The organism is Thalassospira australica, assembly GCF_000763295.1.
In the GTDB taxonomy this organism is placed as follows: domain Bacteria; phylum Pseudomonadota; class Alphaproteobacteria; order Rhodospirillales; family Thalassospiraceae; genus Thalassospira; species Thalassospira australica.
Map to the genome: position 1 here is coordinate 180,942 of NZ_JRJE01000005.1, position 14,130 is coordinate 195,071.

Below are 14,130 nucleotides of genomic sequence, written 5' to 3' on the forward strand. Positions count from 1 at the left end.
ATATCGACAAGCAGGGATCACCAGACCTATGTCGTTGATACCACCGTATCCCGAAATGGAACACCATGTGCGCAAGACGCGCATGGTCATGCTGTGGGAAACGGTCTGGCCGTGCTTGATCCCGTCGCTGTCGATTGGGATGCTGGTTGTCGGGCTGACCCTGACCGGGACATTCGAATTACTGCCCGCAACCGGGCATATCATCCTGCTATCGATCCTGTCGGTCGCGGCCATGGTTGCTGTTGTCGCACCATGGCGCAATTTTCGCACCCCGACGCGGCGCGAGATATTGCACCGGATCGAAATCGAAAACCGGCTCAGGAACAATCCGCTACAAAGCCTTGAAGACCATATCGCCGACACAGACGATCCGCTGACGAGCTTGCTGTGGCAACGGCAATTGGGTCTGCATGAAACCGCCCTTGCCAATCTGCGTTTGCCCCGCCCGATCCCTGCGATTACCCGCATTGACCGGTTTGGGCTGACGGCCATCCCGGTATTGCTGCTTTTTGTCGGCCTGATGACGGGCAGCGACCATGTTTCTGAACGGTTTTCAAAAGCCTTCAGCCCGCTGCAACGTCTTGGGGCCGCAGATTTCAGTGCCACATTGTGGGTCACACCGCCGGCATACACCGGGCAGATTCCCCGAATTCTGCAATTCAGTTCCCTCGAAAATGACAGCATCCCTGAAGTCGTTCGTAACAACAGCGCCACGGACCAAAACAGGCCCAATGATGTCATGTCGGTGCAGGTCCCGGCGGGATCGACCCTTGATGGCAGCATATCAAGCATCTGGAAACCCAGCCTGACCACCCCCAACGGGGATTATGCCTTTAGCGAAAGCGGCGAAAACAGCTATGTCCTGTCAAGCACCATTGACCAGTCGGGTCAGTGGCGTGTTTCGGTTTGGGGCAATGATCGCCTGACACTTGATATCAAAGTGCTGGCCGATACGATTCCAAGCCTGTCCTTTGTCAGCCCGCCCACCATTACCAGACGCGATCACATGCGCCTCGACTATGTCGCCAGTGATGATTACGGATTGGCCAGCCTTGATCTGGTCATTACACCGGCAGCAGAACCAGAAGCGCGCAGGCAATATGGTCCGATAGATCAGATTGTCATTGATCTGAAAGGCGAAGGTGTCGCTGCCAACGCGATGCCGACCCGTGTGGAAGGGCCGCGCTTTGTTGATCTGGTTGCCCATCCCTGGGCCGGGCTGCCGGTCAACATTCAGATGGTATCAAACGACAATGCCGATCAGCGTGGTGAAAGTGACATACGGTCCCTGATCCTGCCCGAACGGGAATTCACCCATCCTGTGGCGCAAAAACTGATTGCCATTCGCCGCGGGTTGCTGCGCTTTCCCGACCGCGCTCAGGAAATGCATCAGGCCATCCTGCCGGTTCTTTACGCCCCGCAGGCCTTTAATGGTCATATTGGCGTTTTCCTGACCTTGTCGGTTGCCGAAACCCGACTTGCGGCAAATCTGAGTAATACGGATGTTCATCAGGACGTCGCCGGCCTGTTGTGGCATATCGCCGAAGAGATCGAACGCGGCAGCTACGGCATTGCCGAACGCAACCTGATGGAAGCCGAAGAACGCCTGCTTGAAGCACTTGCCAACCCTGACGTCACCGAAAGCGAGATTGCCCGCCTGATTGATGAGTACCGCCAGGCATTAAATGAATATCTGGCAGCACTGATGCGCGAAAGCCCGCAAACCGACGACGAACAGCCCACCGCAAGCGCAACACTGGAACAACAGGACCTGTCGCGCATCATCGACCAGATTGATTCACTCATGCGTGCAGGCGCACGTGATCAGGCCCGCCAATTGATCGACCGGCTGCGCGAACTGGTCGAAAACATGCAGGTCACCACCGGACAGGGCGGAATGGACATTACCTCCAGCTTACGCGACATGCTTGATGGCATGCGCGACCTGTCGCGCCGTCAACAGGATCTGATGAACGAGGGCGACAATGCATCGGCGCAAAACGGCAACGGTCAACGCGCCAACGAGCAACAGGGCCTTGCCGATGACGCAGGCAACATCCTGGAAAATCCCGGCCTTGGGCAGTTTGGCGATGTCAGCGGTATGAACGCAGTCATAAACGCCATGCGAGGTGCCGCAGAGGCCCTTGGCAACAATCGCTCCCACGAGGCCCTGCAATATCAACACCAGGCCATGGAGGCCCTGCAACGCGGCATAGGCGAGATCAACCGCGCCCTTGAAGGCCTAAGTCAGATGGCACCGATGCTTGAAGATCTTGACGGATCAGGTCGCCGTGACCCGCTGGGCCGCCCGGTCGGGGGCAATGGCACCACCATTATTCCCGATGTAAACACCCTTGAGCGGGCCTGGCGCATCCTGCAGGAACTGCGCCGTCGGTCTGGCGACCCGGACCGTCCCCAGATCGAACAGGACTATATCGACCGATTGCTCAAACGCTTCTGATCACCGATCAACGATCGCATTAACACCCTCCGGTCAGACACCCAATCAAGCAAAAAGGCAGCGCCACATCAGCGCTGCCTTTTTTAATCATGTCAGGTCGTATCAGCTCGCTTAAGGCTCGACCGCTTCACGCGGATCAAGGAAGGTCACTTGCAAACGGGTTGCCGTCGGGTTCGGACGACGAATTCTGGTTTCAACCGTCAGGCTTTCGCCAACAGGCAACATCTGTTGCTGCATGGGCATTTCAGCCCCGGTGGAGACTAGCGATTCATCATAGATCAACGGAACCTTCTTGCGCTGAACCACCCGATCAAGCGGGTCAAGAAGCTCGATCAGCAGATAGGGCAGCGGACGCGGCTCTTCTACGATATTGACGATCTCTGCGCGCACGACAAGAACGTCAACGCCGTCCTCTTCTTCGCGGGTCGGTGGCAATTCGCGAATATCAAGGCCTTCACCAACATGGGGAACATCCAGTCCGACCATGTCATAGACCTTGGCAATCGGCGGCCACAACTCGATGATCTGATCCTTGGCGAAATAACCGCCCGCACCGATACCACCAAGCAACAACAGGAAGATGATCCAGCCAACGATACCCTTTTTCTTTTTGGGTTCCGGCTTGGGGTTGTTGCGAATGAGCTGCTGCGGGATCGGGGGCGGATCAGGGATCTTGTCGGCATCTTCAAAGCCCGGGTCAACCGCGCCACCGCCCATTTGATCTGCATTGAAGTCAGCACCAAGCGAGCCTTCCTCGTTAAAGGGTGGCGGAAGATCGTTTTCGGGTGCGGGCGCAGGGGCCGGTTCGGCCTTCTTTGCGCCGGGCGGGTCCTGATGCCAGCTATTGCCGCAGCTTTTACAGCGCACGGTTCGGCCCTTCGGGCCGATTGCTTCGGTCTTAACTGAGTATTTCTTCGAACACTCTGGGCAAGTAATGATCATTGCAAACCTGGCATTTCGATGACGGCAGCATCAAACATGGGGGAGGCATGAAATTGTTCACAACTGACGGCCCCCTATCCCGTCAGCCAAGACGTACACTATATGTAAATAGCGCCGATTTAACAGACTGTTAAGTACAGATAACAGAAGCTGCCCGGATTTGGGTGTCAAATCATTGCATATCCGCGCAGATCGTGGCATCCGAAAACAAAAATAAAAACCGCTGTATCCGGTTAATTCATTTTCGATATTGTCACGACAGCGACACATTCCAACCCTGTAAGGCAATAGAGAAAGCCGCTATAAGCTGCGAAAGCAGTCGCCAACGCAGACCGTCATTCTGCCAGATGGAGCACGAATTTTGACCGATGTCGTCAGTTTCAGGAATGTCGGAGTCCGCTATGAGTCCGGACCGGAAATTCTGCGCGATCTCAATTTTTCATTGGGCCGCGGCAGCTTTCATTTCCTGACAGGTGCTTCGGGGGCTGGTAAATCGACTCTGATGCGGCTTTTATATTTGGCGTTGCGCCAGACGCGCGGGGAAATATCGATTTTCGGGCGCGATAACATCCGTATCCCGCGCGAAGAACTTCCGGCGATTCGCCGCAAAATCGGCGTCGTGTTTCAGGACTTCCGTCTGATCAATCACCTGACCACCTTTGAAAACGTCGCCTTGCCGCTTCGGGTTGCCGGGGTGGAAGACCTGCAGATTCGCAAAAACGTCACCGAACTTCTCGAATGGGTCGGACTTGGCGATCATATCAACGCCCAGCCATCCCGGCTTTCGGGTGGTCAGCAACAACGTGTTGCCATTGCGCGCGCCGTAATTGGTCGCCCTGCCCTTCTGCTGGCAGATGAGCCGACCGGTAACGTCGATGACCGAATCGCCATGCGCTTGCTGTATCTTTTTGAAGAACTCAACAAACTTGGCACAACCGTCCTGATTGCGACCCATAATCGCCAGTTGGTCAAACGGTTCGGCCATACCCAATGGCTGCTTGAAGGTGGTACCTTGCACGATACGACCAACACTGGCTGATATCACCCCCTTAACCGTTCAAGGTTAGTCGTTACAGGATCAACAGGACCAGCAAACGATCATGGCATTCCGCGCACCTCCATCGCACTTACCTCTGGAAAGCGATTCTTCCGCACGTTTCTTGCCAAGCATCGTTGCCCTGATGGTTGCCCTGCTGACTTTTTCAATCGTCGGGCTTGCAGCCCTGCATGACAGTGTCGGTCAATGGTCGGGACAAATCGAAGGAAGCCTGTCCATTCAGGTGCCCCCGACCGAACTTGCCAATCGTTCCCCCATCGAACGCGAAGAAGCCCTTCAGAAAACGGTTGATGCAATCATTGATGAAGTTTCCACCCTGCCCGGCATCGCCCGGATAGAGGAACTCAGCCCCGATACCATGGCTGCCCTGCTTGAACCGTGGCTTGGCCCTGATGAAGTCATCAGCGAACTTCCCATTCCGCGCATCATCGAAATCACACCGGAAACCGGGTTCAGTTATGACGCCCTTGAAACCCGCTTGGGGGTCATTGCCCCCGAAGCCGTGCTGGATGACCATCGCATCTGGATCGAACGCATCGCCGATGTCGCCTTTTCGGTCGAACTTGCTTTGGCGCTTTTGATCATCGTTCTGTTTGGTGCAACCATGCTTTCGGTCGTATTTGCCACGCGTTCGGGCCTTTCGATCCATCATCGCATCATTGAATTGCTGCATCTGATCGGTGCGCAGGATGGCTATATCGCCCGTCAGTTCGGGCGTCACAACCAGCGGCTTGCCTTCTTTGGCGCACTAATTGGCCTGCTGATTGCGCTGCCTGTCTCTGCGCTGATCGGCTGGCTTGGCATGCGGGCGGGATGGCCAATTCCGTCACTGGTTCTAAGCCCCTCTTTCATCGCGCTGATTGTTGCCATTCCCTTTGTTGTTGCGATGGTTGCAGGTATCACAGCAACCCGAACTGTCCTACGTGTCCTACACCGGATGTTGTAACCCGTTGAAGGTCTTCGTATAGTCGGGTGTCATTACTTCCCTTTAGGGATCATGGCCTTGGCCCTCTCAGGAGTTCCGGATTTATGCCAGATCGCCCCCATTTAGGCACGCATTCATGAACAAGCCCCCATTGAGTGTGCAGCATCGCCGCCGCTTCCGGCGGTTTCGCTTTCTGCTTTCCAGCCTGATCATTTGCGGGCTGATTTGGGCGGCGGGTTTTGTCTGGTATGTCGATTACATCCCCAAAACGGTTAAGAACCCCACCCAGCATACCGATGCAATCGTTGTTCTGACCGGCGGCAGTGAACGCCTGTCAGAAGGGCGGCGTCTTCTTGCGCGCGGGTTGGCCGATAAACTTTTCATATCGGGTGTCTATCGCGGGGTTGAGGTCGACGAACTTCTGTCCGTGGGAAAATCAGACCCGCGTCTGATCGCCTGCTGTGTGGTTCTGGGGCACGTTGCGGAAAACACCCGTGGCAATGCGATTGAAACGGCTGTCTGGATGTATGAGGAAGGCTATAAAAGCCTGCGCATTGTGACGGCAAACTATCACATGCCAAGATCGCTTCTGGAATTCAAAAGCCTGATGCCCGATGTCAATATCATCGCCCATCCGGTCTTTCCCGATACCGTAAAAATCGAAAACTGGTGGCGTTTCCCGGGCAGCACAGCCCTGATCGCCAGCGAGTACAACAAGTATGTTTTTGCCAGCATGCGCAACACGCTGCTGAACTGGTTGCCAAATGGCGATCGCAAGGCATTGCGCAGCCCCGGCAACGCGCCGGAGCGCGATGAATACTCCGCATCCAACACGACGAACAAGGATGGCTGAACAATCGGCATTTTCTGATTGCAATATTGCTGTTACAAAACAGCGAATACTTGGGCGTATGAAGGATTTTATCTGAATGAGAACCCTCCGCGCGTTGTTGTTTAACGTGTTGTTTTTTGGCGGTACGGCGGCGCTTTGCATTGTGTTGACGCCACTGATGGTGTGTGGGCGCAAGGCCAACCAGTTTGTCGGCCATGCCTGGTGTCGACTGATCCAGTTTATGCTGCGCTATTCGGTTAACATGCGTAAACGCTTCGTCGGCTTGGAAAACCTGCCGGACGGACCGTGTATCCTTGTTGCCAAACATCAGTCTGCATGGGAAACCCTGACATTCCACACGGTGGTCAATGACCCGGCCTATATCCTGAAAAAGGAACTGACCCGCATTCCGCTGGTCGGGCAGTTTCTGGTACTTTCCGGGCAGATCGCGGTGGATCGCTCGGCGGGTGGTTCCGCACTCAAGGACATGATCAAGGGTGCGTCCAAGGCACTTGAGGAAAGCCGTCAGGTGATTATTTTCCCCGAAGGCACACGCACACCACCGGGGTCCAACCGCCCGTACCATCCCGGTATCTATGCGCTTTACAAGGCCTTCCCGGAAACCGATGTCATCCCGGTTGCACTTAATTCCGGCATGTTCTGGGGCCGCGACAGCTTTATGAAATACGGTGGACGGGTGACGATGGAATTCCTGCCGCCGATGGAAAAGGGTCTTGATCGCAAGACCTTCATGACGGAAATCAAAACCCGCATCGATCAGCGCACCCGCGAACTCGAAGCCGAAGCGCAGTCTGAATTCCAACTGCCCATGCTGACCTCTGACGATATTGATGCCGAAAAGGCCATCGAAGACGCCAAGACCGACTCAGCAAAATAAGTGCTCGGCTGACTGCGCCTGTACCGACAAAACAAAAGGCCCGTGATACCGCCTGGTATCCGGGCCTTTTTCATTTGTATCGGTCGCGTCAGCGTCAGGTTTTCTTACGCGTGACAAGCCAGATCCCCGATACGATCAACGTGATCCCGGCCAGATGATAAAGATGCAGCGCTTCGCCCAGAAAGACGATGGCAAGCCCGCTTGAACACACCGGAATCAGATACATGAACACCCCGGCCTTGGCAGGCCCAACCATTGAGACGCCCTTGTTCCAGAACATATACCCCAGGAACGCGGGTCCGGCGCCGATATAGAATATCTTGATCATATCCGGCCAAACCGGGTCCAGACTGGTAAAGAACGGTTTGCCATCCACCACCAGTGCCCAGACATAAAGCGGGGTCAGGAAACACAAACCAATCAGTGCTGATACAAAAACCAGACTAAGCGGGTGAACACCCCTTGGTGCGCGTTTCAGAAACATCGAATAGGCCGCCCAGACCATGGCCGACATCATCGCCAGCACATCACCCAGAACGAAATCCATTCTGGCAAAAACCGATGCATCCCCCTTGGCAATGATTGTCGCGGTCCCGGCCCCTGCGATCAGAACGCCACACCATTGACCAAGCTTTGGCTTGTCTGCGGTGAGTGCTGCGGCAAACAGCAACACCCAGATTGGCGTCGTCGCGTTCAAAAGCCCGGTATTGACCGCCGTGGTATTATAGGCCGCCAGATAGATGACCACGGAAAACAGAAACACACCGGTAAAGCCGATCAGGAACATCGACAATTTGTGTTGTGCCATAATCGCAAGGTCGCGCTTCAGGTATTTAAAGCAAAATGGCAGCAGCAAACAAATCGCAACGATCCAGCGCCAGAACGACAGTGCTTCAAACGGTACGGTTTCATTGATGCCGCGCGCAACAACGTGATTTGACCCCCACATCAAGGTGCAGGCCACCAGCATCATATAGGCGACTGTCATCGGCGTTTGCGCCCCGCTGTCTGCGGTCGCAGCGTTTGATCCGGTTGACTGGCTCATCAGATCCCCGCCCCCATATTGATCTCGCCATATTCTCGGCGGACCAAATCCATCAAATCGTGCAGGGGCGGATCAACGATCCCCATTTCATCCAAATGCAGCACTGTATTTTCCAGATATTCAAGGTTGGGGCCAATATTGCCATGCGCTGCGACAATGATCTCGACAGCGGTGCGGACCGGCAAATTCCCGGCATATTGTTCGTGGGTCGGATCGGCAACATAGGTGTGCGCGATCACCTTGCGACCGTCGTGAAGTTCGACCTCGACATCGGCCGGGATATAGGTGTTGGTCACCAATTCGCGCTCATCAAGATAGGCTTTCACCTTTGACCAGTTTTCGTGGGCGATCCGAAACGCGTTACCAACACATTCCCCGCCCTTGTTCAGGCCAAGAACCAGGCCGGGATTTTCCGGCGTTCCGCGATAATGATGGGAATAGATACAAAACGACCGATGGTAGCCAGGCAAAAGCGCACGCGAACATTCCACGAACTCAAACCCCGGCCGCCACAACAGCGAACCATATCCAAAAACCCACTTATCCCGGGCATCCGTCAAACCAACCTCCGGCAGACACTTGCAACAATTTCAGCTTCAGGCGAAACCAGAATCAGGACCCTAGCGCTTCATGATGACCAATGCCACCCCAAGGGCGGCAATTGCAAACCCGGCAAAACCAAGGAGGCCGAGTTGCTCGTCAAACAGCACCCACGCAAAGAAAGCAGCCGTGGGCGGCACAAGATAAAACATGCTGGCAACCCGGGTCGCTTCACCCTGCTTGATCAGAACCATCAACAGCATGATTGCCCCGATTGACAGAACCAGCACCAGCCACGCCATCGCCAGAATGAAATCCATGCTCCATTCAACCGTCAGCGGTTCCTTGAACAGGGCGATAACACCGACAAAGGCGCCTGCGGCAATATATTGCACAACCGTCCCGCTCATCAGGTCCATACCCGTGCAGAATCGCTTTTGGTAAAGTGTCCCGGCGGTCATCCCAAACAGGGCGGCAACCGCCAAGCCGATGCCAAATGCGGTAATGCCAACACCGTCACCGATCTTGGGCAACAAAACCAGCGCCACACCGATCAGACCAAGGATCAACCCGCCCCACTGACGCATCGATACCCGTTCGCCAAGCAACGACCCAACAACCGATGCCGTCACAACCGGTTGCAGGCCAACAATCAGGGCCGCAAGCCCGGCAGGCAATCCGGTATCAATCGCCCAGAACACCCCGCCCAGATAAACCCCATGCACCAGCACGCCGGTGGTGCCGATATGGGCGGCCTCGCGCCAGGTTTTCGGCCACTTTGCCCCCATCAGGAAAAGGACCGGAATCATCAGGATCAGGACGATGACAAATCGAACGAACAGAAAAACAAACGGGTCCGCATAGGGCAGACCGAATTTGGCGCCGACAAAGCCGGTGCTCCAGAGGAACACAAACACAAATGGCATGATACGGGCGAAAAGAGCACTTTCCATCACGGATGCTCTGGCAGGTCATGGGCGGCAGACATTTCATTCCCCTTGGACCGGACAGTGCACCAGTTGGGGCGATGCAGCCGTCGGTTTGTCCCGGCGGGCCGGGTTAAAACGCTTTATTCTATCGGCTTCTTCTTGCTCTTTTCGTCGCTTTGACGATCTTCACCCTCAGCCGAGAAGTTGGCGAAATACTGACCGGCATCAACAATGCCACGCCGGATTTCACGGGTGCGCGAAAACAGTTCAAACAGCTTGTCGCCTTCGCCCCAGCGAATAGCGCGTTGCAGGGCCATCAGGTCTTCCTGAAAACGTCCAAGCACATCAAGAACAGCTTCGCGGTTGTTCAGGAACACATCCCGCCACATGGTCGGATCCGATGCGGCAATACGGGTAAAGTCACGGAAACCCGATGCAGAAAACTTGATCACTTCCTGACGCAGCGCATCTTCCAGATCGGTTGCTGTGCCAACAATCGTATAGGCAATCAGGTGCGGCAGATGCGATGTGATGCCCAGAATGCGGTCATGATGGTCCGCATCCATACATTCAACATACATCCCGCAGGCTTCCCAAAGGGCGCGCACCTTGGCCGTGGCTTCTTCGCTTTCGCCCGGCACGGGGGTCAGAATGCACCAGCGTTCCTCAAACAATTCCGGGAAACCGGAATCCGGCCCGGAATGTTCCGTCCCGGCCAACGGGTGACCGGGAACAAAATGCACGCCTTCGTCAAGATGCGGGGCGATATCGCGGATCACCGATTGCTTGACCGAACCGACATCAGAAACAATCGCCCCCTTTTTAAGCGCACCGCCAAGCTGCGCGCCAATGGTTTGGTTGGCACCAACCGGGGCACACACCATGACAAGATCTGCATCACCAACCGCATCCTTGATGTCGCAATAGGCCTCATCGGCAAGACCAAGTTCAAGCACCCGGTCACGGGTCGCGTCAGAACGCACCGCACAGGTAATCTTGTTGGCAAGGCCGTCACGCTTGATGCGACGTGCCATGGACGAACCAATCAGGCCCATGCCGATAAAGGCGACAGTTTCAAACAGCGGTTGGGATACAGTTTTGGTCATTTTACGGGTTCACAAAGTCCTTGATGGTCTGAAGGCAGATTTCCATTTCTTCCTTCGTACCGATAGAGATACGAAGCATCTGCGGCAGGCCATAGGCACCAATTTTGCGCGGGATTACGCCTCGCGCCATCATGAAATCATTGGCGGCATCGGCATTTTTGCCATCTTCGTCCGGAAATTCGACCATAACGAAGTTGCCATAGCTCGGATGTGCCGTAAGCCCCGCAATGGCATTAACCTCATCGCGGAACCACGAAAGCGTTTCGGCATTGTGGCGCACGCACTCATTAATGAAATCGTCGTCATCAAGGGCCGCAGCACCGGCTTCCTGCGTCGGCAGCGGAACGTTGAACGGGTTACGAATACGGTTCAAGACATCGGCAATTTCAGCAGGGGCATAGCACCAGCCAAGACGAATACCGCCAAGACCATAGATCTTGGAAAATGTGCGGGTCATCACCGTGTTGTTGCCTGCTTTCACAAGCTCTTCACCAGCAGAATAATCTTCCTGACCGGTCATGAATTCGGCATAGGCCGCATCAACCACCAGAACAATGTCATCACGCAGACCATCGCGCAGGCGCTTCATTTCCGCATCCGAAATATAGCTGCCCGTCGGGTTGTTCGGATTGGCAACGAAAACGATCTTTGTTTTGTCGGTCACCGCCGCCAACAACGCATCAACATCGGTTGTCATGTTGGTTTCTTTGGCCGTGACCGGCGTTGCGCCAACACCCATCGCGCCAATCTGATACATCAAAAAGCCGTGCTCGGAATACAGCACTTCATCCCCCGGACCGGCATAAGCACGGATCAACAAGGTCAGAATTTCATCCGATCCGTTGCCACAGATCAGCTGGTCAAACTCAAGACCGTATTTCTCGGCCAGTTTGTTGCGCAAAACGTCACAGCCACCATCCGGGTAACGATGCAGACGATCAGCAGACGTACGAAGCGCTTCCATGGCCTTGGGGCTTGGGCCAAGTGCGCCTTCGTTTGACGACAGCTTGATCACGCGCTGAGCGCTGTCAGCACTGGATTTTCCGCCTTTATAGGGCGCAATATCAAGAATTCCGGGGCGTGGGGTGGGCGCAGACATCAGGTATATTCTCCCAAGGGAAACAGCAGCCGATCACGGTCTGCCAAGCATATTTAACTCAGTGCGTCTTCGGCAATCGGCACGGCATAGGCACCAACAACCCGCAAACTTTCGGGGCGCAGGCCCTGCGCATCAAGTGTCGCCTGAAACGCATTGGCGCGATTACAAAAGAATCCCGGCACATCAACAAGCACAAAACGCCGATCCGCCGCTGTATCGTCAGAAAAGCCAAGGATTGCCGAACCATCAAAGGCATCCGCAATTTTTTTGCGTGCCGTATCCATCGAAATCTCTTTTGACAGGCTGACAACAAACAGAGTCCGGTCATCACCGCTGTCTTCAAGGTCGATGGCTGCCAGAACAAATCCTTCGGTCGTTTCCCCGCGCCCGACAGGGCGGCCACCAAATGGCAGCTTGGAGACAACCCGAACAGCACTTTGTTCCGTCAGATGCACCCACCACGGCAGCGGTTCGCCAAGTTGCGGCTTGGGGAACACACCAACGGCAGCGCGGCCTTCTTCAAGCGCGCCAAATGCTTCGCCGGGCGTTTCAAATTCGATGATCTCGTTTAGGCACCCGAAGTTCAACCGTGCAAGTTCCCAACAATCCAGTCCTTCGGCATTGCGGCACAGGGCGACGGTATAAGGGGCTTCAAGACGCGTACCGGCAGCGATCATTTCGCGCCAGATCTGGATCAATGCGGTTTTGGGAAACGCCCCTTCGTGCCGGTCGACCAATGTGCGCATGATACGTGCTTCACGTGCCGGCCGATAAGGCACCTTGACCTTGCCACCTGCTGCGATCACACGGTCCTTATAGGCCCCGACAGCCTGTACAACCTTGGTCCGGCGGATGATCAGCGACTGCAGCGCCTGATCGATTTCATCAATCTCCCCGCGCAGGCCATCAAGGTCAAGATTTGCCAAATTTTCGTCTTCGCACGCCATGATTCACTCTTTTATAAAACGGCGCACAGTATTAGGACAGGGCCGCAGAAATGCAAAGAAAAGATTGACTAAACCCGGCTCTGCTTCATAGCTAGAGCAAGCGAATTTTCAACAAATCGGGTCGTGAGGGGAAAATTCACGCCCGGTTTAGACAAGAAATCAAGAAACCACAGGGATACCGACTTATATGTCCACCGCTGCCAACACAGAAAAGCGCCCGCCGCTTCCCGGCCATCATATGGTTCTGGGGGAAACGGACAAGCTGCGCCTTGATAGCGGTGTCGAATTCGGGCCCTTTACGCTGGCCTATCAGACCTATGGTGAACTCAACGCCGACAAATCAAACGCGATTCTGGTGTGTCATGCCCTGACGGGTGATCAATATGTTGCCGATGATGTCCATCCGATCACCGGCAAGGAAGGCTGGTGGTCGGAAATTGTCGGCCCCGGCAAAATTATTGATACCAACAAGTATTTCGTGATCTGCAGTAACGTCATTGGCGGCTGTCTTGGCAGTACCGGCCCCAAGGACATCAATCCCGAAACCGGCAAACCCTGGGGGCTTGATTTCCCGGTGGTCACCATTGCCGATATGGTGCGCGCCCAAACCATGCTGATTGATGCGCTTGGCATTGATATGCTGTTTGCCGTCATTGGCGGGTCGATGGGCGGCATGCAGGTTCTCGAATGGTGCAAAAGCTATCCCGAGCGCGTTTATGCCGCCGCCCCGATTGCAACATCCTTCCGCCATTCGGCGCAAAATATCGCCTTCCACGAAGTCGGGCGTCAGGCCGTCATGGCCGATCCGGACTGGTGCGGGGGCAACTACCTGCTTGAAGGCAAGAAACCGTCGCGCGGGTTGGCGGTTGCACGGATGACTGCGCACATCACCTATCTGTCGCAACCCGCACTCCATCGCAAATTCGGGCGCAAGCTTCAGAATCGTGGGGCAATCACCTATAGCTTCGATCAGGACTTTCAGGTCGAAAGTTATCTGCGCCATCAGGGCAAAAGCTTCGTCGACCGGTTCGATGCCAACAGCTATCTTTATATCACACGTGCGATGGATTATTTCGACCTGTCGCTTGAACATGACGGGCGGCTTGCCGATGCCTTTACCGGCTGCAAGACCCGGTTCTGTGTGGTGTCGTTTTCAAGCGACTGGTGCTTTACCACCGGTGAAAGCCGCATCCTTGCCCATGCATTGAACGCGGCATCCTGCAATGTCAGCTGTGTTGAGATCGAAAGCGACAAGGGCCATGATGCCTTCCTGCTTGATGAGCCGGACTTCCATATGGTTCTAAGCGGCTTTATCCAGGGTGCTGCCGAAGGTCGGGGACTGAAATAAT

The 14,130-nt window shown here is 55.1% G+C and carries 13 protein-coding genes; 6 read left to right on the top strand and 7 right to left on the bottom strand.

Translation table 11 applies throughout. From position 1 onward, the window contains the following. Nucleotides 1–28: 28 nt before the first annotated feature. A complete protein-coding gene (locus JF44_RS0105055) occupies nucleotides 29–2,461 on the top strand; it encodes a DUF4175 domain-containing protein (protein ID WP_033067857.1) in 2,433 nt (810 codons plus the stop codon). Nucleotides 2,462–2,572: 111 nt separating this feature from the next. Here JF44_RS0105055 and JF44_RS0105060 read toward each other — a convergent pair whose 3' ends face one another. After that, nucleotides 2,573–3,403 (bottom strand): DUF3426 domain-containing protein, encoded by an 831-nt coding sequence (locus tag JF44_RS0105060; RefSeq protein WP_081944338.1) that lies wholly within the window; start codon nucleotides 3,401–3,403, stop codon nucleotides 2,573–2,575. Nucleotides 3,404–3,764: 361 nt separating this feature from the next. Between JF44_RS0105060 and ftsE the strand changes: the two genes are divergently transcribed. The 4 genes from ftsE (at nucleotide 3,765) to JF44_RS0105080 (ending at nucleotide 7,115) form a co-directional block, all read left to right on the top strand. Then, on the top strand, nucleotides 3,765–4,442 hold the full coding sequence (gene ftsE, locus JF44_RS0105065; RefSeq protein WP_033067859.1) for a cell division ATP-binding protein FtsE: 678 nt from the start codon (nucleotides 3,765–3,767) through the stop codon (nucleotides 4,440–4,442). 61 nt (nucleotides 4,443–4,503) lie between these two features. Then, nucleotides 4,504–5,406: a cell division protein FtsX gene (locus tag JF44_RS0105070; protein WP_033067860.1), complete on the top strand. Its 903-nt coding sequence runs from the start codon at nucleotides 4,504–4,506 to the stop codon at nucleotides 5,404–5,406. A gap of 115 nt (nucleotides 5,407–5,521) precedes the next feature. Continuing rightward, the gene (locus JF44_RS0105075; protein ID WP_033067861.1) at nucleotides 5,522–6,238 is read left to right on the top strand and encodes a YdcF family protein; all 717 of its coding nucleotides are present in this window, start codon (nucleotides 5,522–5,524) and stop codon (nucleotides 6,236–6,238) included. Nucleotides 6,239–6,314: 76 nt separating this feature from the next. Beyond that, nucleotides 6,315–7,115, top strand: coding sequence for a lysophospholipid acyltransferase family protein (locus JF44_RS0105080; protein WP_033067862.1), 801 nt, complete (start codon nucleotides 6,315–6,317; stop codon nucleotides 7,113–7,115). Nucleotides 7,116–7,209: 94 nt separating this feature from the next. Here the strand turns inward: JF44_RS0105080 and JF44_RS0105085 are convergent, their stop codons facing one another. The 6 genes from JF44_RS0105085 to JF44_RS0105110 form a co-directional block, all read right to left on the bottom strand. Continuing rightward, the gene (locus tag JF44_RS0105085; RefSeq protein ID WP_033067863.1) at nucleotides 7,210–8,160 is read right to left on the bottom strand and encodes a DMT family transporter; all 951 of its coding nucleotides are present in this window, start codon (nucleotides 8,158–8,160) and stop codon (nucleotides 7,210–7,212) included. Next, nucleotides 8,160–8,720 carry a gamma-glutamylcyclotransferase gene (locus JF44_RS0105090; protein ID WP_033067864.1) on the bottom strand — a complete coding sequence of 187 codons (561 nt, stop codon included), beginning with the start codon at nucleotides 8,718–8,720 and terminating at the stop codon, nucleotides 8,160–8,162. Before JF44_RS0105090 ends, JF44_RS0105085 begins: the two co-directional genes overlap by 1 nt. 60 nt (nucleotides 8,721–8,780) lie before the next feature. Further along, a complete protein-coding gene (locus JF44_RS0105095; protein ID WP_033067865.1) occupies nucleotides 8,781–9,653 on the bottom strand; it encodes a DMT family transporter in 873 nt (290 codons plus the stop codon). A gap of 116 nt (nucleotides 9,654–9,769) precedes the next feature. Continuing rightward, nucleotides 9,770–10,735 carry a prephenate/arogenate dehydrogenase family protein gene (locus JF44_RS0105100; RefSeq protein WP_033067866.1) on the bottom strand — a complete coding sequence of 322 codons (966 nt, stop codon included), beginning with the start codon at nucleotides 10,733–10,735 and terminating at the stop codon, nucleotides 9,770–9,772. A 1-nt stretch (nucleotide 10,736) separates the two neighbouring features. Continuing rightward, a complete protein-coding gene (gene hisC, locus JF44_RS0105105; protein ID WP_033067867.1) occupies nucleotides 10,737–11,834 on the bottom strand; it encodes a histidinol-phosphate transaminase in 1,098 nt (365 codons plus the stop codon). A 53-nt stretch (nucleotides 11,835–11,887) separates the two neighbouring features. After that, nucleotides 11,888–12,781, bottom strand: a complete 894-nt coding sequence (locus tag JF44_RS0105110) for a chorismate mutase (RefSeq protein WP_033067868.1) — start codon at nucleotides 12,779–12,781, stop codon at nucleotides 11,888–11,890. 187 nt (nucleotides 12,782–12,968) lie between these two features. Between JF44_RS0105110 and metX the strand changes: the two genes are divergently transcribed. Continuing rightward, nucleotides 12,969–14,129 carry a homoserine O-acetyltransferase MetX gene (gene metX, locus JF44_RS0105115; RefSeq protein ID WP_033067869.1) on the top strand — a complete coding sequence of 387 codons (1,161 nt, stop codon included), beginning with the start codon at nucleotides 12,969–12,971 and terminating at the stop codon, nucleotides 14,127–14,129. Nucleotide 14,130: the final 1 nt, after the last annotated feature.